Origin of the sequence: Paraburkholderia phytofirmans, from assembly GCF_046028095.1 — a bacterium.
Lineage (GTDB): Bacteria > Pseudomonadota > Gammaproteobacteria > Burkholderiales > Burkholderiaceae > Paraburkholderia > Paraburkholderia phytofirmans_A.
In genome coordinates this window covers 174,690-197,005 of the sequence record NZ_JAQQDJ010000014.1, presented here as the reverse complement: position 1 = coordinate 197,005, position 22,316 = coordinate 174,690, and the positions used below count along the sequence as shown (strand labels likewise).

The 22,316-nt window shown below is 65.4% G+C and carries 17 protein-coding genes; 6 read left to right on the top strand and 11 right to left on the bottom strand.

Annotated features, from left to right (window positions below):
* The first annotated feature begins 16 nt into the window (after positions 1-16).
* The 4 genes from PQR54_RS32025 to iolB are packed head-to-tail and all read left to right on the top strand — an operon-like array spanning position 17 to position 5,757.
* Complete coding sequence (locus tag PQR54_RS32025) at positions 17-2,062, top strand: bifunctional 5-dehydro-2-deoxygluconokinase/5-dehydro-2-deoxyphosphogluconate aldolase (RefSeq protein WP_408252775.1); 2,046 nt, start codon at positions 17-19, stop codon at positions 2,060-2,062.
* Positions 2,059-4,032, top strand: coding sequence for a 3D-(3,5/4)-trihydroxycyclohexane-1,2-dione acylhydrolase (decyclizing) (gene iolD / locus PQR54_RS32020; RefSeq protein WP_408252773.1), 1,974 nt, complete (start codon positions 2,059-2,061; stop codon positions 4,030-4,032). The genes PQR54_RS32025 and iolD overlap by 4 nt, the downstream gene beginning before the upstream one ends.
* A gap of 10 nt (positions 4,033-4,042) precedes the next feature.
* Positions 4,043-4,960 carry a myo-inosose-2 dehydratase gene (gene iolE / locus PQR54_RS32015; RefSeq protein ID WP_408252771.1) on the top strand — a complete coding sequence of 306 codons (918 nt, stop codon included), beginning with the start codon at positions 4,043-4,045 and terminating at the stop codon, positions 4,958-4,960.
* Positions 4,957-5,757, top strand: coding sequence for a 5-deoxy-glucuronate isomerase (gene iolB, locus PQR54_RS32010; protein WP_408252769.1), 801 nt, complete (start codon positions 4,957-4,959; stop codon positions 5,755-5,757). Before iolE ends, iolB begins: the two co-directional genes overlap by 4 nt.
* A 41-nt stretch (positions 5,758-5,798) precedes the next feature.
* Here iolB and PQR54_RS32005 read toward each other — a convergent pair whose 3' ends face one another.
* The 9 genes from PQR54_RS32005 to PQR54_RS31965 form a co-directional block, all read right to left on the bottom strand.
* Positions 5,799-8,093, bottom strand: a complete 2,295-nt coding sequence (locus tag PQR54_RS32005) for a hypothetical protein (protein WP_408252767.1) — start codon at positions 8,091-8,093, stop codon at positions 5,799-5,801.
* Between the two features lie 391 nt (positions 8,094-8,484).
* The gene (locus PQR54_RS32000) at positions 8,485-9,198 is read right to left on the bottom strand and encodes an ABC transporter ATP-binding protein (RefSeq protein WP_408252765.1); all 714 of its coding nucleotides are present in this window, start codon (positions 9,196-9,198) and stop codon (positions 8,485-8,487) included.
* On the bottom strand, positions 9,195-9,947 hold the full coding sequence (locus PQR54_RS31995; protein ID WP_408252763.1) for an ABC transporter ATP-binding protein: 753 nt from the start codon (positions 9,945-9,947) through the stop codon (positions 9,195-9,197). The genes PQR54_RS32000 and PQR54_RS31995 overlap by 4 nt, the downstream gene beginning before the upstream one ends.
* On the bottom strand, positions 9,944-11,242 hold the full coding sequence (locus PQR54_RS31990) for a branched-chain amino acid ABC transporter permease (protein ID WP_408252761.1): 1,299 nt from the start codon (positions 11,240-11,242) through the stop codon (positions 9,944-9,946). Before PQR54_RS31990 ends, PQR54_RS31995 begins: the two co-directional genes overlap by 4 nt.
* Positions 11,235-12,173: a branched-chain amino acid ABC transporter permease gene (locus PQR54_RS31985; RefSeq protein WP_408252759.1), complete on the bottom strand. Its 939-nt coding sequence runs from the start codon at positions 12,171-12,173 to the stop codon at positions 11,235-11,237. The genes PQR54_RS31990 and PQR54_RS31985 overlap by 8 nt, the downstream gene beginning before the upstream one ends.
* Positions 12,174-12,177: 4 nt before the next feature.
* A complete protein-coding gene (locus tag PQR54_RS31980) occupies positions 12,178-12,627 on the bottom strand; it encodes an acyl-CoA thioesterase (RefSeq protein ID WP_408252757.1) in 450 nt (149 codons plus the stop codon).
* 177 nt (positions 12,628-12,804) lie between these two features.
* Positions 12,805-13,335 carry an NUDIX domain-containing protein gene (locus tag PQR54_RS31975; protein ID WP_408252755.1) on the bottom strand — a complete coding sequence of 177 codons (531 nt, stop codon included), beginning with the start codon at positions 13,333-13,335 and terminating at the stop codon, positions 12,805-12,807.
* A 315-nt stretch (positions 13,336-13,650) separates the two neighbouring features.
* Positions 13,651-14,682 (bottom strand): threonine aldolase family protein, encoded by a 1,032-nt coding sequence (locus PQR54_RS31970; protein ID WP_408252753.1) that lies wholly within the window; start codon positions 14,680-14,682, stop codon positions 13,651-13,653.
* Positions 14,683-14,807: 125 nt separating this feature from the next.
* Positions 14,808-16,181, bottom strand: a complete 1,374-nt coding sequence (locus tag PQR54_RS31965; protein WP_408252751.1) for a YbfB/YjiJ family MFS transporter — start codon at positions 16,179-16,181, stop codon at positions 14,808-14,810.
* Between the two features lie 114 nt (positions 16,182-16,295).
* On the opposite strand from PQR54_RS31965, the gene PQR54_RS31960 reads away from it, so the two are divergent.
* A complete protein-coding gene (locus tag PQR54_RS31960) occupies positions 16,296-17,216 on the top strand; it encodes a LysR family transcriptional regulator (RefSeq protein ID WP_408252749.1) in 921 nt (306 codons plus the stop codon).
* 168 nt (positions 17,217-17,384) lie between these two features.
* Here the strand turns inward: PQR54_RS31960 and alaS are convergent, their stop codons facing one another.
* The gene (alaS, locus tag PQR54_RS31955; RefSeq protein WP_408252747.1) at positions 17,385-20,009 is read right to left on the bottom strand and encodes an alanine--tRNA ligase; all 2,625 of its coding nucleotides are present in this window, start codon (positions 20,007-20,009) and stop codon (positions 17,385-17,387) included.
* Positions 20,010-20,370: 361 nt separating this feature from the next.
* On the opposite strand from alaS, the gene PQR54_RS31950 reads away from it, so the two are divergent.
* On the top strand, positions 20,371-21,591 hold the full coding sequence (locus PQR54_RS31950; RefSeq protein WP_408252745.1) for a CaiB/BaiF CoA transferase family protein: 1,221 nt from the start codon (positions 20,371-20,373) through the stop codon (positions 21,589-21,591).
* A 104-nt stretch (positions 21,592-21,695) separates the two neighbouring features.
* Here the strand turns inward: PQR54_RS31950 and PQR54_RS31945 are convergent, their stop codons facing one another.
* On the bottom strand, positions 21,696-22,256 hold the full coding sequence (locus PQR54_RS31945) for an RBBP9/YdeN family alpha/beta hydrolase (protein ID WP_408252743.1): 561 nt from the start codon (positions 22,254-22,256) through the stop codon (positions 21,696-21,698).
* Between the last annotated feature and the right edge of the window lie 60 nt (positions 22,257-22,316).

Here is a 22,316-nt window from a genome sequence, read left to right as displayed (position 1 = left end):
CTATTCAGGAAACTTCATGGATCATTCCAGCACATCCAGCGGCATCGCGTCCGCATCGGCTCCGGCCACCGGCAGCCGCTTCGCGCCGGGCCGCAGCCGCGATATCGTCTGTCTCGGCCGCCTCGCCGTCGATCTGTACGCGCAGCAAGTCGGCGCGCGACTCGAAGACGTGTCGAGCTTCGCGAAGTATCTCGGCGGATCGTCGGCGAATATCGCGTTCGGCTGCGCACGGCTAGGCCTCGCGTCGTCGATGCTGGCGCGCGTCGGCAACGATCACATGGGCCGTTTTCTCACCGAGACGCTCACCAGGGAAGGCTGCGACGTCAGCCACGTGCGCATCGATCAGGAGCGCCTGACCGCCCTCGTGCTGCTCGGCCTGAAAGACCGCGATACTTTCCCGCTGATCTTCTACCGCGAGAACTGCGCGGACATGGCGGTCGACGAAGCGGATTTCGACGAGGCCTACATTGCGTCGTCGAAAGCGCTGTTGATTACCGGCACGCATTTCTCCACCGAACAGGTGAACCGCACGAGCCGCCGCGCGCTGGATTACGCGCGTCGCAACCAGGTGCGCACCGTGCTCGACATCGACTATCGCCCGGTGTTGTGGGGCCTCACCGGTAAAGCGGACGGTGAAACGCGCTTCGTCGCGAGCAAAGGCGTCACCGCGCATTTGCAGCGCATTCTGCCGCTGTTCGATCTGGTGATCGGCACCGAAGAGGAATTCCGCATTGCCGGCGGCAAGACCGAGCTGGTCGACGCACTCGCGATGGTGCGCGCCGTCACGCCGGCCACACTGGTGTTGAAACGCGGACCGATGGGCTGCCAGATCATCGACGGCGCGGTGCCCGCCTCCCTCGACGATCTGCCGATTCACGGCGGCGTAGAAGTCGAAGTGCTGAACGTGCTCGGCGCGGGCGATGCGTTCGCCTCGGGCTTTCTCTCCGGATGGCTGCGCGATCAGCCGCTCGAAGCCTGCGCGCGCATTGCAAACGCGAGCGGCGCGCTGGTCGTCTCGCGCCACGGCTGCGCGCCGGCCATGCCGACGCCGGCCGAACTCGACTACTTCCTGCGCGAAGCGAAAGCGGATCCGCAGCGCATGCGCCGCCCGGATCGCGACGCAACGCTCGCACGTCTGCATCGCGTCTCGCCGGCCCGCAAACAATGGGACGAAGTGCTCGGTTTTGCCTTCGACCATCGCAACCAGTTCTTCGAACTCGCGCAGCAAACCGGCGCCGACGAAGCGCGCATTGCGCGTCTGAAGGGCCTGTTCGTCGAAGCCGTCGCGCAAACCGAAAGCGCGTTGGGTTTGCAGAACCGCATCGGCGTGCTGATCGACGACCGTTATGGCCAGGACGCGCTGAACGCGGCTACCGGCCGCGGCTGGTGGATCGGCCGGCCGGTGGAATTGCCGGGCTCGGTGCCGCTCGTGTTCGATCACGGCCGTTCAATCGGCACCACGCTGATTCCGTGGCCGCAGGAACATATCGTCAAGTGCCTCGTGCAGTTCCATCCGGACGAACCCATCGAGCAGCGTCTCGAACAGGAAGCGCAACTGCGCGCGCTCTACGACGCGACGCAAGCGAGCGGCCATGAATTGCTGCTCGAAGTGATCCCGCCGAAACACGCGCATTTGCCGCAAGCGCCGGACACCGTGTATCGCGCGTTAAAGCGGCTGTACAACATCGGCATCTATCCCGAGTGGTGGAAGCTCGAACCGATGGACGCCGCGCAGTGGCGCGACGTCGACGCGCTGATCGCCGAGCGCGATCCGTATTGCCGCGGCGTGGTGCTGCTCGGTTTGTCGGCGGCCGTCGAGCAGTTGGACGAGGGCTTCCGCGCGGCCGCGCAATCGGCAACGTGCCGCGGCTTCACGGTCGGACGCACGATCTTCCACGAGCCGAGCCATGCGTGGCTCGCCGGAGAAATCGGCGACGACGAGTTGATCGCGCGCGTGCGCCGCACCTTTGAAACACTGATCGCTTCATGGCGTGCAACGCGTGGCGCAAGCGCCGCGCAGCCCAGCGCGCCGAACCCTGTCCATCAGGAGCAAGCCGCATGAATCAGCGCGTAGTGCATCACGACGCGGCGTCCGCCAACGACGCCAGCCACGCCAGCACGCGCACGGGTGGCACGGTGCGCCTGACGACCGCGCAGGCACTGGTCCGCTATCTCGCCGCGCAACGCGTCGCGACGGAAGACGGCGAAGGCACCGAGCCGCTGTTCGGCGGCGTGTTCGCCATCTTCGGCCACGGCAACGTGGCGGGGATCGGCGAGGCGCTGTATCAGCACCGCGAAGAGTTGCCCACTCTGCGGGCCCACAACGAACAGGCGATGGCGCATAGCGCGATCGCCTATGCGAAGGCGCATTTCCGCCGCCGCATGATGGCCGTCACGACGTCGATCGGACCGGGCGCCACCAACCTCGTGACGGCGGCGGCGCTCGCTCATGTGAACCGTTTGCCGGTGTTGCTGCTGCCCGGCGACATCTTCACCTCGCGCGCGCCCGATCCGGTGTTGCAGCAAGTCGAAGACTTCCAGGACGGCGGCGTCTCCGCCAACGACGCGTTCAAACCCGTGTCGCGCTACTTCGATCGCATCGTGCATCCGGCGCAATTGCTGACTGCGTTGCCGCGCGCGTTGCGCGTGCTGACCGACGCCGCCTTGTGCGGGCCTGTCACGCTCGCGTTGCCGCAAGACGTGCAGGCGCAGGCATGGGATTTCCCCGTCGACTTCTTCAAACCGCGCATCGTCACGTTTTATTCGCCCGCGCCGCGCGTCGATGAAATCGAAGCCGCGATCGCGCGTCTGCGTCATGCGAAGCGGCCGTTGATCGTCGCGGGCGGCGGCGTGCTCTACGGCCGCGCAACCGACGCGCTGCACCGTTTCGCCACCACGCACGGCGTTCCGGTCGCGGAAACACAGGCCGGCAAAGGCGCGCTCGCGTGGAACGATCCGCTGAACGCGGGCGCGCTGGGCGTGACGGGCTCGCCCGCAGCAAACGCGCTCGCGCACGACGCCGATTGCGTGCTGGCCATCGGCACGCGCTTGCAGGACTTCACGACCGGCTCGAACACCTTGTTCACGCAAGCCGACGTGATCGCCATCAACGCGAATGCGTTCGACGGTCTCAAGCATCGCGCGCAAGTGGTCGAAGCCGACGCGCACCTTGCGCTCGAAGCGCTCGCCGAACCGCTGCAAGGCTGGCATGCGGACCGCACGTGGACCGCGCGCGCGCACAAACTCGCGGCAAGCTGGCGCGATACGGTGAGCTCGCTCACGCATGCGCCGCAGCGCGATACCGTGCTGCCTTACGAGGGCGACGTAATCGGCGCCGTGCAGCGTTCGAGCGCCAGTTCACCCGCGAACGATATCGTCGTCTGCGCGGCCGGCACCCTGCCCGCCGAATTGCACAAGCTGTGGCGCGCCGGTAAGCCGGGCGCGTATCACGTCGAGTATGGCTACTCGTGCATGGGCTACGAGATTGCCGGCGGGCTCGGCGTGAAGCTCGCGCGGCCCGCGCGTGAAGTGATCGTGATGGTCGGCGACGGCAGCTATCTGATGATGAACAGCGAGATCGCGACCTCGGTGATGATCGGCGCGAAACTGATCGTCGTGGTGCTCGACAATCGCGGCTACGGCTGCATCAACCGCTTGCAGCAGGCGTGCGGCGGCGCGCCGTTCAACAATCTTCTCGAGAACTGCATGCAGGGACCGCTCGGCGCGCCCAAGATCGATTTCGCCGCGCATGCGCGTGCGCTTGGCGCGCACGCCGAACATGCGGCGAATGTCGCTGAACTCGAAGCAGCTTTGGAACGCGCCCGCGCGGCGGATCGCACTTACGTCATCAGCATCGATACCGATCCCGCCCGCACCACCGACGATGGCGGCTGGTGGTGGGAAGTGGCGGTGCCGGAAGTCTCGACGCGCCCCACGGTTCGCGACGCGCGCTCGAAATACGAAACGCAACTCGCGGCCCGCGCCGAACCGGCCGGCTCCGCGCAGAACACCGGCTCGGCCGACAACGAATGAGGACGCCCGCATGACTGCTTTCGACGTACATATCGGCATCAATCCGCTTTCGTGGATGAACGACGATCTGCCTTCGCTCGGCGGCGAAACGCCGCTCGAAGTGGCACTGACGGAAGGCCGCGAGATCGGCTATCAAGGCTTCGAACTCGGCAACAAGTTTCCGCGCGAGCCCCAGGCGTTGAAGACGCTGCTCGCGCAATACGATCTCGCGCTGGTTTCCGGCTGGTATTCCGGACGCCTCGCGCGACGCAGCGTCGAGGAAGAAATCGCGGAGGTCGGCCCACATCTGGAGTTGCTTGCGCAAAACGGCGCGACGGCCATGGTGTACGGCGAGGTCGCCGATTCGATTCAGGGCGCAGCGCAACCCCTTTACCAACGCCCGCGTTTTTTCAGCGAGAAGCAATGGGCCGAATATGCGGCCCGTGTCGATGAATTCGCGCGTTATACGTTAAGCCGCGGCGTGCGGCTCGCCTATCATCACCACATGGGCGCTTATGTCGAGACGCCGGCCGATGTCGATCAACTGATGGCGCGCACCAGCGACGCCGTCGGCCTGCTGTTCGACGCGGGACACATCACGTTTGCGGGCGGCGATCCGCTCGCGGTGCTCGACAAACATATCGGGCGCGTTTGCCACGTGCATTGCAAGGACGTGCGCCCCGCCGTCATGAAGCTCGCGCGCAATCGCAACTGGAGTTTTCTCGACGCCGTCATCGCCGGCGCCTTCACGGTGCCGGGCGACGGCGCGGTGAATTTCCCCGCGATCATCGAGCGCCTGAAGCGGCACGGTTATTGCGGCTGGCTGGTAGTGGAAGCCGAACAGGATCCGGTCGTGGCGCCATCGTTCGAATACGCGCAGAAAGGCTACAAGACGTTGCGCGCGCTGGTCGATGCGCCGCTCGACGGCACAGTGCAGGAGGCAGCATGAGTTTATTGGTGAAGGCGCAGCGCGAAGGCCAGACGATCGCGCGAGTGACACCGCAGTCGGCGTGCTGGCGTTATGTCGGTTTTGCCGCTTATCGATTGGGTGAGAACGAAGTTGTGCACGTGTTCGAATCGTCGCGTGAAGTGTGCATCGTCGTGCTTACGGGCGCAGTGGATATCGAAACCGCGGACACCAAATGGAGTTCGCTGGGTTCGCGCGACAGCGTGTTCGAAGACGCCGCGCCGTATGCGGTCTATCTGCCGCCGAACGTGCGGATCACGGTACGCGCTTGCCGCGATGCCGAGATCGGCGTGGCGAGCGCACCGGCCAAAGGGGAATTACCGGCGAGGTTGATCGAGCCGGGTTCGATGAAACGCTCGACACGCGGCAAAGGGCTGAATACGCGATACGTATGCGATATTCTTCCGCAGACCGAGCCGGCGGAGTCGTTGTTGGTGGTGGAAGTCAGGACGCCTGGCGGACACGCTTCGAGCTACCCACCGCACAAGCACGACACCGACAACGTCCCGCACGAGAGCTCGCTCGAAGAGACTTACTATCACCGGCTCGATCCGCCGCAAGGGTTTGCGTTTCAACGCGTGTACACCGACATGCGCGACATCGACGAGTCGATGGCCGTCGAGAATCACGACGTCGTGATGGTGCCGCGTGGCTATCATCCGGTGATCGTACCGTATGGGTACGACTCGTATTATCTGAACGCGATGGCGGGCGGACAGCGGGTCTGGCATTTCCGCAACGACCCGGCGCACGAATGGATCATCAATAAGGATGCTTGATGTAGCAGCCTGTGCGGTGCTTTCGGGAAGCACCGCACAGGCTATTTTCTAACGGCCAGATCGACATCCAGGCCGCCGTCTTCGCCCATCTTGACCGTTCCCTTCGATACGTCCTTGCGATAACCGTACAGATCGAACTTCATCACGCCGGGGTTCGAACTGTCCTTGATGAAGGTGCGCGTATTCGTCACCAGCGAGTTGAACATCTTCACGTCGCCGGACTCGATCCAGACGAAGCTCTTGCCCGCGCCCGCGGGCGGCCGCGCGGCGGCGACGTTGCCGTCGCGCTTGAACTTCAGCACGAGACCTTCGTCGGTGACCGTCGCGCTGGCGAGACGCCCTTGTAAAACCGGCGGCGGAAACACGGTGTACTGATCGAACACCAGCTCATTGCCCTTGAGCGCCACGCCCTTGCGCGTGAACGGCGTGAGCGACGCGAGCGGAATATCCAACGCGCGCAGCAAACCGGCCTGCGGCACGCCGAGCACCTTCACCGACGTCGGCTCATACACGAGATGCCGCTCGTCTTTGGCGACGATCGTACCGCTCATCGTGGTCGGCAGCCAGACACCAGGAAAGTGATTCCATAACTTGATGCCGCCGCTCACTTCCAGCTTGCCGTCCACCGGCTTCAACTGCAAATCGTTCAGCGAGCGCGGCTCGTAGTCGAGCAGATAGTCGTTGAAAAGCGCCGCCATCGCGGGCCACGGCTCCACAACTTCGCCGCTGATGATGCGGATATCGTACTGATCGGGATCGTCCAGATCGACCGGTTGTCCCGGTTTTTTCGGCACCATCTGCGCGTCCAGCGTACGCACATGAAAACCGATGCGCCCCGACACGTAGAAGTCGACATTCTCGACATGAATCAACGGCGCGGGGCCTGACGAATGACGCTCGTCGTTTAAAGCCGAACCCGGCGTCGCCATGCTTTGCCCTGAGAATGCCGCGCGCGTGCCGACTGGAATCGCGCGCGCCACCGCGGCGGTCCGCATTGTCTGCGGCGCGTGTTGCCACACGAGCCGCGCCTGCGCGAGCGCCGCCTGCTGCGCGCGAATGAAGCTGTCGTTAAAGCGCGCACTCGCGCTGCCTGTTTGCAACGGCGTGTCTTTGTCCGCGCTGGCTAGCGTCGTATATGACGGCAGATGCACGTCGAGCGCGCCCGCTTCGTCGAAGGTGAAATAGCCGGCCGCCATCTGCTCGCGATAGTGGTACAGGTCCAGCACGAACGGCGCTTTGCCGTCGACCGGCGTGAGCGCCATGTCGATGTTCATCGGCATCGAGCGCATGAACTTCACGTCGCCGCCTTGCACCAGCATGCCGCGCGCGGGCATCGTCGCGGGCCAGACGATGTTCGGCACGCTACGGTCGTCGAGCGTGAAGCGCACGCCCGCGGCGCTCGTCTCGATCTGCGTGATGGTCATATGCAACGCGGGCGGCGGCGTCAGTTTGGCCACTTGCATCACGACGTCGTCGCCCTCCAGACGCGCGATCGGCGTGTCCACTTTCAGCAGGTCGGCCATCTTCACGTGCGCGGCCTGCATCAGTTTGTCTGCGCCGACACCGGCCACTTCGACGTGATCGGCGTGAAAGACGAGTTCGTCGGCGTTGCGCATCGACAGCGATCCGCTCAGCACGATCGGCACCCACGTCTCGCGATGCATTTCGCCGGTAATGCGCAGATTGCCGCCGTCCTGAGGCACTACGCGCATGTTGCGTAGCGGCGAGCCCTGATACTGGAATAGATAACGGTTGAAGATCGCCGTGAGCTTCGCGGTGTCGAGCGTCACATGGCCGCGGTGGACGTTGATCGTCACGCTGGTCGGATCGTCGAATACGATCGGCTGGCCGGGACGCGCCGGGCTCAGTGTCGCCGCCATGTCGTGAATCATGAAGCCGATGTCGCCGGTCACGCGAAAGTCGACGTCGCGCGCGAACATCAGCGAGCCGTCGATACCGGAATCACGCAGCGTCAGCGGACGGCTGCGCTTCTCGCTCATTCCGCTCGCCGACGGCACGCGCGCGGCGATGCCTTGCTCCACGGCGAGTTGTCTGGCCTTGGCGAGTTCGAGTGCGGGTCGCGTCGACGACGCGGGTTGAGCGGCAAGCGCGGCGTCCGGCGATGTCGTGGCGTTCGCGCGGCGGTCGGTGGTGCTGGCTTCGTTGCTTGACGCATCGGCGCAGGCGGACATCAGCAGCGCGGCCGTCAACAGCGTGGCGCCCGCGCAGATCGGCGTATACCACCACGCGTGCTTCGACTTCAGATCTTGCAGCGAGTACGTCGTCGTCCGCGGATCGTTCGCCGACGCCGCATGCAATCCGCGTCTCTGTCTCATGATGTCTCCTCCTGAAGCCGTGGCGCATTTTTCGCGCGCCGGGCACGACATGGTTCGTCGCGCATACGGCGGCTTTAAACAACAAGCCGCCGGCGCGAGCCTTTTACCCGATTGTCTTTATTTGTCAGTGCGCTGCCGACAAGATTTCTGGAGGACGCTCACCAAACGATCAAGCGTTTGAATCGTTGCGGCGGGCGAGCGGAGAACCGCGTGCCGTGGGCTTAAGCCGAGCATTGGCGAATGGGTTTCAAACGGCACGATCAGCGCGGTTCGAACGCCCAGCGCGATTGTCAGACTCGTTCGACGTGAGCGGCATGCGGCAACGACAGCAAAGCGAGCACCTATCACGATGCGGCGCTGCAATAAAACGCCGCTAGCGCACGTGAATCGATCAACCGACGCCAAGCCATTCCCGCATCACGTCCGCCCGCTGCACGAACGACGCGAGCGCGCCGTCGAACACGATTTCGCCGTGCCCCATCACCGCGACGCGGCTGGCGATGTCCTGCGCAATCACGAGACGCTGCTCGATCAGCAGCATCGCCACGCCGCGATCGCGCAAGGTCCGCAAGCATTGCGCGACCTGCTCCATCACGAGGCTCGCGAGACCCTCGCCGGGTTCGTCGATAACGAGCAGATCGGGGTCGCCAAGGAGCGCGCGAGCGAGTGTCAGCATCTGCTGCTCGCCGCCAGAGAGCGAGCCTGCGCGCGTGCGCTTTCGTTCGTGCAACACGGGGAAAAGCGCGTAGGCATCGTCGAAGGTGAAGCGCGGCGCGCGGCCGCGATCCCGTGGGGCGACGCCGAGTTGCAGATTCTCGTGCACGCTCAGCGTCGGAAATACATCGCGATGTTCGGGCACATAGCCGAGTCCGAGACGCGCGATCTCGAAGGTACGCAGACCGCCGAGCGGGCGGCCCGCGAAACGCAACTCGCCTTCGCTGCGCACGAGACCCATGATCGCGCGTGCGAGCGTCGAGCGGCCCGAGCCGTTACGGCCGACCAGCGCCAGCACTTCGCCCGCTTCGATGCTGAGCGTGACGCCGTGCAGCGCCTGGCTCGCGCCGTACCACGCGTTCAGCGCGCGAATTTCGAGCAAGGCGCTCATGTGCCGAACCCTTCGCCGAGATAGGCGGCGCGCACTGTCTCGTCCGCGCGTGTCGCCGCCGGCGTGCCGCTCGCGATGATGCGTCCTTGCACGAGCACCGAAATGCGATCGGCGATCGCGAAAACCGCGTCCATGTCGTGCTCGACCATCAACAGCGTGCGGCCCGCCGTGGTCTCGCGAATCAGCTCGATGGTGCGCGCCGCTTCCGCGCGGTTCATGCCGGCCGTCGGCTCGTCGAGCAGCAAGGTATGCGCGCCGCCCGCGAGCGCGATGCCGAGATCGAGCGCGCGCTGCTCGGCATAGCTGAGCGTGCCGGCCTGAACGTGGCGGCGCTCGCTCAAGCCTACCGCGTCGAGCACTTGGGCGGCGCGCGCGTCGACCGTTGGCGAGCCGCTGAAACGCTGCCACCAGCGCGTGCGGTCACGCTCAGCCAGCATCGCAGCGCAGCGCAGGTTGTCGAACACGCTGAGCCGCGCGAACACGCTGGTGCTCTGGAAGCTGCGCGCGAGTCCGCGACGCGTGATCGCGGCCGGCGCGAGCCGCGTGATCTCGGCACCGAACAGATCGATGCGCCCCGCGCTCGGCCGCGCGCCGCCTGCGATCAGATTGAAGAGCGTCGACTTGCCCGCGCCGTTCGGACCGATCAGCGCGTGACGCTCGCCCGGCTGGATCGCGAGATCGACGCCGCGCAGAATCCGAGTCGAGCCGAAGCGTTTTTCGATGCCGTAGAGCGCGAGCGCGGGGATCATCGTGAGGCTCCGGCGGTGGGCGTGGCGCTTGAGCGCGGGGTGGCGAGCAACGCTTGCGCGCGCCTCGCGTAATGCGCGGCCAGTCCGCCCAATGCGGCCAGCACAAAGACCGTCGCGCCGAAATAAACCGGCGACGCGATAATCCACGAGGGCACGCCTGGCACATTGAACACCGCGCCATCACCCGCACCGAATTGGACCGCGTAGGCCCATTGCACGGCGAGCACGGCGGCCACGCTCCACAGCAATGCGGCAACCGTGCCCCACCAATACGCAGCCCCGCACCGGCGCCAGCCATGCGCGGCCACCCGCGCCATAAAACGCCGCGCGAAGCCCGCCAATCCGTCCGGCGACATCACCACGACCACGATGAAGAACAGCCCCAGATAAAACAGCCAGGCTCGCGTGACGCTCGCGACCGCAACGCTGAAAAACGTCAGAACGACGGCGCCCGCGACCGGCCCGAAAAACGCCGCCGTGCCGCCGATCACCGTGGCGATCAACACGGCGCCCGAGCGCATCGTGCCGACGCTTTCCGTCGACACCAGCTCCACGTTGATCAGCGCCAACGTCCCCGCGATACCCGCGAAAAACGCCGACATCACCACGACGCCGTAGCGAATGCGACGCGGGTAGCAGCCGATCGCCGCGGCCCGCACGGGGTTGTCGCGCACCGCATTGGCAAGGCGCATGAAAGGCGTGCGCGAAAGCGCGAACATCGCGGTGCATGCGAGCAGGCACCACACGGCGATCAGCGCATAAGCCTCGCGCGCCGGGCCGAAGCTCAAGCTTCCCAGCGGCACGCCGCTCGCGCGATCGATCGCCACGCCCGCCTCGCCGCCGAACCAGTCGGGCAGCGTCCACGCCGCGGCCGCCACGAGTTCGCCGAGACCGAGCGTGATCATCGCGAAGGCCGTGCCGGCGCGCCGCGTCGAAATGAAACCGAGCAGCACGCCGCACAGCGCACCGCCAATTCCGCCGACCAGCGGCAGCAGCGCGAGCGGCACGCCGATCCGGTTGAACACCTGCGCGGCCACCAGCGCGCCCAGGCCCGAGTAAGCGGCATGACCGAACGACAGCAGCCCCGTCTCGCCGAGCAGCAGGTTGTATGAAAGCGCGAACACGATCATCGTCGCGGTCTGCGCGAGATAGGCGAGCAGCCAGCTTTGCGGCCAGACGAAAGGCGGTACGGCGAGGAACAGAATCAACGCAAGCCACGGCGCGAGCACGCGCCACAGCGCACGCGGCGCGCATGCCATTACGGATTTCTCTGGCGATGCATCGGCTTCACGCATGATCGTCGCGCCGTCCGAACAGGCCGCGCGGGCGCAGCGCCAGCATCGCCACCAGCAGCAGATACGGAATCAGCGGCGCGAGTTGCGCGAGCGTCAACGCGTCCCATTCGACGGGGAGCGTGGCGCCAAAGATCGTGAGCACGTCGCCCAGCGACACATTGCTCGCCACGGCCAGCGTCTGCACGCAACCGACCAGCAGCGACGCCGCCAACGCTCCACCCAGCGAGCCCAGCCCGCCGATCACGACCACCACGAACACGATCGAGCCGAGCGACTCCGCCATCCCCGGTTCGATCACGAAGAGCGGCGCGCCGATCACGCCGGCCAGCGCGGCGAGCGCCGTGCCGGCCGCGAACACGCCGGTGAACACGCGCGGCACGTTGTGGCCTAGCGCTTCGACGGCGCTCGCGTGCGTGAGCGCGGCGCGCACGATCAGCCCCGCCTTCGACACGCGCAGCACCGCGAACAGCACGGCAAGCATGGCGAGCGACACCGCCATCATGAACGCGCGGTAGCGAGCGAACGCCGCGCCGTAGACGGTGAAGAGCGGCCCGTCGAGCACGGCGGGCACGGTCGCGGACAGCGGGCTCAGGCCCCAGCCGAGCTTGACCAGCTCGCCGAGCAGATACGCGGCGCCGAATGTCAGCAGCAACTCGGCAAGATGACCCTGCACGCGCACGCGCCGTAAAAGCCAACGCTCGAGAGCTGCGCCGATCAGCCCGACGACGAGCGGCGCGACGACCAACGCGCTCCAGAAACCCGCGCGCGCCGCCACCGAAAATCCAACATACGCGCCGAGCATGTAAAAACTCGCGTGCGCGAAATTCAGCACGCCGAGCATGCTGAAAATCAGCGTCAGGCCCGCCGACAGCATGAACAGCAGCAGGCCGTAACTGACGCCGTTGAGCAGATTGATAACGAACGACTGCACGCGCCTAATCCGGCTGTTCTGCGACGCTCAACGGTTCGAGCGCCGCGCGCAATTCGGCGGGCAGAGTCACCGGGCGCCGTGTGACACGATTCACATACACGTGCACGAAGTGTCCTTGCGCGGCGGGTCGATCCTCGCCTTCCTTGAAGAGGCCCACCTGATAGCGCACGCTCGACGTGCCGAGCCGTATCACGCGCAGGCCCGCGTCGATCCGGTCGGGAAACACCACCGGCGCGAAGTAGTTGCACTGCGTCTCCACCACGAGGCCGATCGTCTCGCCCTGCTCGAAATCGAGCACGCCGGTGCGCAGCAGATACTCGTTCACCACGGTGTCGAAGTAGCTGTAGTAGACGACGTTGTTCACGTGACCGTAGACGTCGTTATCCATCCAGCGGGTAGGGATCGTCAGGAAATGCGGGTAGGCGCTGCGCGGGGCGGATGCGTGTTTGTTCATGCTGGCGTGGTCGTCTCGGGCGTTATCGTGAACGTGGTGCGGCGGGTTGTTTTCGTCAATGCGAGTCGGTCGGCATGCGCTGCGAGCGCCTTCGCTGAAGGCGCATGATCAGGCAGGAATATTAGCCGCGCCGCGCTGCTCGCTCTGCGCGGCTCATCGGCGGATTGGTCAGCCGGCTCACTGCCCCGGTCTTTCGACGAACTCGAACGGCAGGCCGCGCCGCCGCATCCATTCGCCGAGCGCCTGGCCGGTGCCCGCGCGCCACGGCCGCAATCTGGCCGGCTCGACCAGCCGGTACTCCAGCAATTCCGGCGACAACGCAATCGTGCCGTACGCCTTCACGTGATACGCGATGATCAGTTCGTTCTTGCGGATGAATTCGTACACGCCGATCAGCTCGACCGTCTCCGCACGCAGCGAGGTTTCCTCGAGCACTTCGCGGGCAATGCCCTCTTCCGGCGTCTCGCCGTTTTCGAGGAAGCCCGTGATCAGCGCGAACATGCCCTCCGCCCAGGCGGCATTGCGCGCCAGCAGAATCTTGCCTTCGTATTCGACGATCGCCGCCACCACCGGCAGCGGGTTGTTCCAGTGGACGTAGCCGCACGCCGGATCAGGGCAGGTCTGGCGGATGCGTCCGCCCTCGTGTTCGGCGTCGGCGCGCTCGGTCAAAGGCGTGGCGCAGCGTGGGCAAAATCGGTATTCGGTCATGGCGAAGAGGACGTCTCGTTTGTCTTGTGTGATGGCTTGCAGCTTCTGCGTGTGACGTTCGGTTTGCGCTTGCCGCTTTACGACGCGGCACTATGCCGGGCTAGACGCGTGCAGTAGCGGATTGGTGTGGCTTCTGCTGCGTGGTGCCCGGTATTCAGATTCCGTCCTGTTCGGTGCGCGCGATCGTGTTGCGGATCGCATTCCAGCCGGCGTGAGGATCGGTGCTTCGGGACAGTGGACGATGCGGCGCGATCCCGAGCTGCCGTTTCCGCGCGTTCGGTCGAGTGCTGATCTCGCAAACTCCCCGTCGAGCACTCACGCCGCGCACAACTCGCGCACCTCGGCGGCGAACCGCTCGACGGTTTCCGGCTGCGTATCCCACGCGCACATCAGCCGGCAGCCGCCCGCGCCGATGAATTCGTAGAACTTCCAGCCACGCGCGCGCATGGCCTTGGCGGCTTGCGCCGGCAATTGCGCGAAGACCGCGTTCGATTCTGAGGGGAACATAATGCTCACGCCCGGAATTTCCTGCAACCGCGTTTGCAGCAGTTGCGCCATCGCGTTCGCGTGACGCGCGTTGCGCAACCACACGTCGTTATCGAGGAGACCGAGCCAGGGCGCGGAGATGAAGCGCATCTTCGAGGCCAGTTGGCCGGCTTGCTTCAAGCGGTAGGCGAAATCGTCGGCTAGCGCGCGGTCGAAGAACACCACCGCTTCACCCACCGGCAAGCCGTTCTTGGTGCCGCCGAAACACAGCACGTCGACGCCCGCGCGCCACGTGATCTCCGACGGATGCACGTCCAGCGCGGCGACCGCATTGGCGAAACGCGCGCCGTCCATGTGCACTTTCAGATGGCGCCGTTTGGCGATGGCCGCGATCGCCCGCACCTCCTCGACGCTGTACACCGTGCCGACTTCCGTCGACTGGGTCAGCGTGACGACTTTCGGCTTCGGATAATGGATGTCGGCGCGGCGCGTGACCACGGCTTCGATCGCATCCGGCGTGAGCTTGCCGCCGACGCCCGGCGCGGTCAGCAGCTTCGAACCGTTCGAGAAGAACTCCGGGCCGCCGCATTCGTCGGTTTCGATGTGCGCGAGTTCGTGGCAAATCACCGAGTGATACGACTGGCACAGCGACGCGAGCGCCAGTGAATTGGCCGCCGTGCCGTTGAACACGAAGAACACTTCGCAGTCGGTCTGGAACAGTTCGCGCAGACGGTCGCACACCTGGTTGGTCCAGGAATCGTCGCCGTAGGCCGGCTCGTGGCCGCTGTTGTTGGCGGCGATCAGCGCGTCGAGCGCTTCGGGACAAATGCCGGCGTAATTGTCGGACGCGAAATGTTGCATGGCGGGCGGCGCGTCCGGCGATGGGCGCGCTGGGATGACGGGAAAGCGGTCATTTTAGTGCGGCCTTCGGTTATTTGTTTTCCGGAGCTTGCTCGCTCGGCGGGAGTGCGCGCCGCGATACGTGCTCAGTGGCAGCCGCAGTCGGGCATGCGGCCCCGGCCGCGCGGGATGCGCGCGACGACGATCAACCCGGCCGCGCCCACCAGCAACGCGCCCGCCGCCAGCCACAGAGCCGGCGAAAACGATCCGGTCTGCTCGGCGATCGGCGCGGCAACCAGTGGGCCGACGATCTGGCCGACGCCGTAGGCCGCCGTCGCGTAGCCCATCAGACCGGCAGCGTCGTCGCCACGCAGACGCCGCGCCTCACGCATCGCGAACAGCGTGATCGCGGTGAACGGCAGGCCGATCAGAATGCTGCCGAATGAAAAGCCGCCCGCTGTCGGCCAGACGATACCGAGGGCGATGCCGCACGTCTGCAGCACATAGCATCCCGCGAGCAGCGTGCGGTTGTCCCAATGCACCGGCAAGCGCGCCGCCAGCAGCGCGCCGACTATGAGCGCCGCGCCGAACATCGGCCAGAACAGGTCGGGCCACGCTGAGCCGGGCAACGCGTGACGCGCGATGACAGGCAGGAACGTCGCGGTGATGATGTAGCCGAAACCGGGGATGCCGTAGAGGACGATGAGCCAGAGGGCGTCCGCGCGGTGGGTGGCGGTGTGGTGGGTGGCGTGGGTGGCGTGGGTGGCGTGGGTGGCGTGGGTGGCGTGGGTGGCGTGGGTGGCGTGGGTGGCGGCGGGTTGGCCGGCGACACGTTGGCTCGATGTGCCAGCACCCGCCTGGTCTCCGCTACCGGAACCGACCATGCGGGCGCTCCGACTTTTTTCTCCACCGCCGGACGCCGCCCCAAAAACCGGCCAAACCACTACCGACAGAACCGCCGCAATCAGCCCGAACCCGAGCCATCCCATCGTGGCGCCGTACCCACCCGCCACGCTGACCAGCAGCCCCGTGCCGACGATGCCCACGCCCGGTCCCGTGTAGATCACCCCGCCCCACCCGTGCGCACCGAGTTCGGCGAGCCGCCGCAAGCCCCACTGGGACGCGAATACGAACGTCCACGCGCTAATCGCGCCCGCGATGAACCGTACCGCCGCCCAGATCCAGAACTGGCTCGTCACGCCCATCATCAGCGTCAGCAACACCGTCGCGGCGAGGCCCGCGCGCACCATGCGCGCCGGCTCGATCCGCAGCGCCGCGCACGTGACCGCGCCGACGAAATACCCCGCGTAATTGAACGACGCCAGCCAGCCGCCATGCTGAATATCGAGCTGCGGCTGACCGAACCCATTGCCGTGAAGCATCAGCGGCAAGAGCGGCGTGAATGCAAATCGCCCGATGCCGAGCGCAACGGCCAGCGTGACCATGCAGGCAAGCGCCGCGCGGCGGGCGGCGTGGCGTTCGGCGAGGCCGCCGTGCGCGGTGGAGGCGAGGTCGTTCATGGGCAAGGGCAATAGATGCAATCAACGGGTCAGATGGCGTACACCCATACTAGCTTGACCTTTCAATCACGAAAAATGAATAATTCGGATATCACCCATCGCCGAGAGAGAATCATGGATCTGGCCGCTTTGACCATTTTTCGCGCCGTCGTGCGGGAAAACGGCGTGACGCGCGCCGCCGCCAAGCTCAACCGCGTGCAATCGAACGTGACCACGCGCATCAAGCAGCTCGAGGAACAACTGGGCACCGACCTGTTCATCCGCGACGGCCGCCGCCTCGTGCTGACGCCCGCCGGCGAGACGCTGCTGCCGTATGCCGAGCGCCTGCTCGCGCTCGCGGATGAAGCGCGTCACGCGGTGCGCGAGGACCGTCCGAGCGGGCGGCTGCGTTTGGGCACGATGGAGAGTGTCGCCGCGACGCGTCTTCCCGCCCTGCTCGCGCGTTATCACCAGCAGTGGCCTGCCGTCGCGCTGGAACTCGAGATCGGCACGACCGGCAAGCTTATCGAGCGGGTACGTGAATTCGAAGTGGATGCGGCGTTGGTGGCGACGCCGTTGGATCCGGCCACGCTCAGCGATTTATTCGAGTCGGTGCCGGTGTTTCGGGAAGAGCTGGTGATGCTAACGCCGCGCGGGCATCGGCCGATTCGCGACGTTCGGGACATCGCGTTGTCGACGCTCATCGCGTTCGAGCGCGGTTGTGCTTACCGGTCGTATATCGAGAAGTGGTATCTGGAACACGGCGTGAGGCCGGCGCGCGTGCTGGAACTGGGCTCGTATCACGCGATCGTGGCTTGCGTGGCCGCCGGCGCGGGGGTTGCGGTCGCGCCTCGGTCGGTGCTGAATTTGCAGACCGACGCCAGCAATATCGCGGTGCATGAACTGCCCGATATCGGCGTGATCGAGACACTGCTGGTATGGCGACGCGGACATTTTTCGTCCGCGCTGAATGCGCTGAAGCAGGCGCTGGTGGTGCTGCAGGACGCCGTGAATTCGACTGAGATTGCGAGCGCCGCCGCGGAAGGTGCGGTCTGAATTTTGGCTGTACCTTCTGCGGTATCCGTCAAAACGAACACTGCCAGCAAAATCAAGGCTCGGCGCGCCGCGCTAGCTGAAAATCCGACGCGCCTGACTCTGAAAAAAACTTAGGCCGCGCTAGACGCCCAAATTTCCGGCGCCCCGCGTGGCCCAATCACATCAGAATCAAAGCTGGCCTTCGACCCAACCCTTGACGCCAGCCAGCGCCGCCGGCAGATTCGCCGGCTCGGTGCCGCCAGCCTGAGCCATGTCCGGGCGGCCGCCGCCCTTGCCGCCGACTTGCTGCGCCACGAAGTTGACCAGTTCACCTGCCTTGACCTTCTTGCTCGCGTCCGCCGTGACGCCGGCGATCAGGCTCACCTTGCCGCCTTCGACCGACGCCAGCACGATCGCCGCGCTCTTCAGCTTGTCCTTCAGCTTGTCGACGGTTTCGCGCAGCGTCTTGACGTCCGCGCCTTCGAGCGTAGCGGCCAGCACGTGCACGCCGCCGACTTCGATCGCCTGACCCGCCAGTTCGTCGCCCTGGCTCGACGCCATCTTCGACTTCAGCGCGCTCAGTTCCTTCTCCAGCGACTTCACCTGGTCCTGGACCTGCGTGATCCGCTGCGTCAGTTCCGACGGTTGCGCCTTCAACACAGCCGCGGCTGCGTTGATGCGCGCGTCGAGGTCCTGCACGAAGCGCACGGCGTTGTCGCCCGTGATCGCTTCCACGCGACGGATGCCCGCCGCCACGCCGCCTTCCATCACGATCTTGAAGAGACCGATGTCGCCGGTGCGATGCACGTGCGTACCACCGCACAATTCACGCGAGAAGCCCAGGTCGAGCACGCGCACTTCATCGCCGTACTTCTCGCCGAACAGCGCCATCGCGCCGCCCTTCACCGCTTCGTCGAACGGCATGACGCGCACGATGCCCGGTGCATTCGCCAGTACTTCGGCGTTGACGATTTCCTCGACGCGGCGGATCTGCTCGTCCGTCATCGGCGCGTTGTGCGCGAAGTCGAAACGGGTCTTGTCCGCGTCGACGAGCGAGCCTTTCTGCTGTACATGCGAGCCGAGCACTTCGCGCAACGCTTTGTGCATCAAGTGCGTGGCCGAGTGGTTGCGAGCCGTGCGAGCGCGGCGCACCGCGTCGATCTCTGCCTTGACGACGTCGCCTACCTTCAGCGTGCCCTGTTCGAGCGTGCCGTGATGACCGACCACGTCGGCCTGCACCTTCAGCGTATCGCTCACCGCGAAGCGCACGCTCGCGTTGGCCAGCACGCCCTGGTCACCGACCTGGCCGCCCGATTCCGCGTAGAACGGCGTGTGGTCCAGCACGACGACCGCCTGCTGGCCGTCACGCACTTCCTTCACCGAGGCGCCGTCCACATACAGCGCGATTACCTTCGCGTCGTCGAAGACGATTTCTTCGTAACCGTGGAACGTGGTCTTCGCGCCCGAGTATTCGAGGCCTTGCGCCATCTTGAACTTGCCCGCCGCGCGAGCCTGGTCGCGCTGACGCGCCATGGCTTCGTCGAAGGCGGCTTCGTCGACCGTCACTTCGCGCTCGCGGCACACGTCCGCCGTCAGATCGAGCGGGAAGCCGTACGTGTCGTGCAGCTTGAATGCGAGTTCGCCGTCGAGCGTCTTGCCGCCCTTCGCTTCGAGGTCGGCCAACGCGCTCTCGAGAATCGACATGCCGTGTTCGATGGTCTCGAAGAAGCGCTCTTCTTCCTGACGCAGCACGTCGGTCACGCGTTGTTCGGCGTCCTTCAGCTCCGGATACGCGTCACCCATTTGCGCGACGAGGTCGGCCACCATGCGATGGAAGAACGAACCCTTCTTGCCCAGCTTGTAGCCATGGCGGATCGCGCGGCGCACGATGCGGCGCAGCACGTAGCCGCGGCCTTCGTTGCCCGGAATCACGCCGTCGACGATCAGGAACGAGCACGCGCGGATGTGATCGGCGATCACCTTCAGCGAGTTGTTGGTCAGATCGCTCACGCCGGTTTCGCGGCCGGCGGCCTTGATCAGCGCCTGGAACAGGTCGATCTCGTAGTTGCTGTGCACGTGCTGCAGCACGGCGGCGATCCGCTCCAGACCCATGCCGGTGTCGACGCACTGCTTGGGCAGCGGCGTCATGTTGCCTTGCGCGTCGCGGCTGAACTGCATGAACACGAGATTCCAGATCTCGATGTAGCGGTCGCCGTCTTCCTCGGGCGACCCCGGCGGGCCACCCCAAACGTCCGGGCCGTGGTCGTAGAAGATTTCCGAGCACGGGCCGCACGGGCCGACATCGGCCATTTGCCAGAAGTTGTCCGACGCGTAGCGCGCGCCCTTGTTGTCGCCGATGCGGATGATGCGCTCGACCGGCACGCCCACTTCTTTCGCCCAGATGTCGTGCGCTTCGTCGTCTTCGTGATAGACGGTGACCCACAGCTTGTCTTTCGGCAGCTGGTACACGCCCGTGAGCAGTTCCCACGCGTAGTGGATCGCGTCGCGCTTGAAATAGTCGCCGAACGAGAAGTTGCCCAGCATTTCGAAGAACGTGTGGTGACGCGCGGTGTAGCCGACGTTTTCCAGATCGTTATGCTTGCCGCCGGCGCGCACGCTGCGCTGCGCGGTCGTGGCACGCGAATACGGGCGCGATTCCGCGCCGAGGAACACATCTTTGAACTGCACCATTCCCGAATTGGTAAAGAGCAGCGTCGGGTCGTTGCCGGGCACAAGGCTCGACGAGCGAACGATCGTATGGCCCTTCGATTCGAAGAACTTGAGGAATTTCTCGCGGATTTCGGCGGCTTTCATAGCGGGCGGGGGACGGGTTTGCCAGTTCCCTGGCTGTTACCGGCGGCATCATGGGATGCGCCAACTGTTTGTTTCTTAAACGACTGATTATACGGGATCGGCGCCCGTGCGCGGCGGCGCGGGCTGCAGGGTTGGCCGTTCGGCCAGGTTTGAGCGGGCAGCGTGGGACATGGCGGCACTTTGCGCGGCCCGTCATTCGTCCTATGCCGTTTGGCCGACTGCGCCTGCGCGCGGGAATCGCTTAAGATTGCCTCCATCCCGCAGCGCCTCGCGCGCCGCCTGGCTACTCGCAACTACGTGCATGGGACCAGACTAAGCGCTAAAGCGCTAACTCTGGTCGACAAAGGAGACATCGAACAATATGGGCGCTCTCAGTCATATCCGCGTGCTGGATCTCACACGCGTACTCGCCGGCCCCTGGTGCGCGCAGACTCTCGCCGATTTCGGCGCCGACGTGATCAAGATCGAACGCCCCGAAGTGGGCGACGACACCCGCCACTGGGGGCCGCCGTACCTCAAGACGCCGGCAGGCGAGGACACGCGCGAGGCCGCGTATTACCTCGCGGCGAACCGCAACAAGCGCTCGGTCACCGTGGACATCGCCTCGCCCGAAGGCCAGCGGATCATTCGCGAACTGGCCGCGCAAAGCGATGTGGTGCTGGAGAACTACAAGGTCGGCCAGTTGAAGAAGTACGGCCTGGACTACGCGTCGCTCAAGGAAGTGAAGCCGGACATCATCTATTGCTCGGTGACCGGCTTCGGGCAGACCGGGCCGTATGCGCAGCGCGCCGGGTACGACTTCATCGTGCAAGGCATCGGCGGCTTCATGAGCATTACCGGCGAGCGCGACGGTCAACCGGGCGGCGGCCCGCAAAAGGCGGGCGTCGCGATCGCAGATCTCATGACCGGCATGTATTCGACCGTCGCCGTGCTCACTGCCCTCACCCACCGTGACCGGACGGGCGAAGGCCAGTACATCGACATGGCGCTGCTCGACGTGCAGGTCGCGATGCTTGCCAACATGAATTCGAACTACCTGGCGAGCGGCAAGCCGCCGGTGCGCTGGGGCAATGCGCATCCGAACATCGTGCCGTACCAGACCTTCCAGACGAGCGACGGCTGGATCATCGTCGCGGTCGGCAACGACGGTCAGTTCCGCAAGTTCGTCGAAGCGGGCGGCCGCCCGGAACTGGCGGACGACGAGCGCTTTGCCACCAACCCGGCGCGGGTGCGCAACCGCGACATCCTTGTGCCGATTCTCGCGGAGATGGTCCGCCTGCAGGGCAAGCAGCAATGGATCGCCGCGCTCGAGGCGGCGGGTGTGCCGTGCGGGCCGATCAACGATCTCGGCGAAGTCTTCGAGAACGAGCAGGTGGTGGCACGCGGACTGCAGGTGGATCTGCCGCATCCGTCGGGCGGAACGGTCAAGCTGGTGCGCAATCCGATCAACATGACCGGCACGCCGCCTGAAGCGCTTGCCCATCCGCCCACCCTTGGGGAGCACACGGAGAGCATCTTGCGCGACGTGCTGGGCTATGACGAAGCGAGGATTGCGGCGTTGCGAAGCCAGTCCGTGATTTGAATCTGCCGTCAGGGCGCCGCGAGGTCCGAAGATGCAAGGTGCGCAGCGCAACGCCGCGATGCACACAGCGCAGAAACGCACCTCCAACTCGACTGCGTGGGCGGCTAGCCTTGCCCGAACGACTCAAGCCACTCACGCCCTTCGTCCCAATCGCCGAGTCCGCTGTCCGCGTTGATATGGCCGCGCGGGCCGAGGTCGATCCAGCGGCTGCCCCACGCGTTCGCACAGGTCTGCGAAAACGGCATGCCGCAGTAAGGATCATCGCTGCTGGCGACGACAATGGTCGGAAACGGCAACCGCTCGAGCGGCACAGGTGCGAAACCGCGCGCGTCGCGTGGAAAATGCGCCGCGCCCGGATCGGGCAGCGCAACCAGCAACGCGCCCGCCACCTTCGCAAGCTGCGCGGCGCTCGCATATTGCGCCGCCCAGAAAGCCGTCGTCAGGCAGCCGAGGCTATGCGCGGCGAAGACCACGGGCGCATCGGCGGCGGCCACGGCTGCGTCCAGCGTGCGGCACCAGGCGTCGCGCTCAGGGTGATCCCAGTCCGGCATCCGCACGCGGACGAATGCCGGATTCAGTTCTTCCCAGCGCGTCTGCCAGTGGCCGGCGCCGGAGTTCTGGTAGCCTGGCAAAACCAGCGTGGTGAATTGTTTTCGTACGCTCATCCGCGTTCCCCGTCGAAGGTTGTGAATCGCAGTTTATTGTTTTTGCCCGCGGTTTTGCCC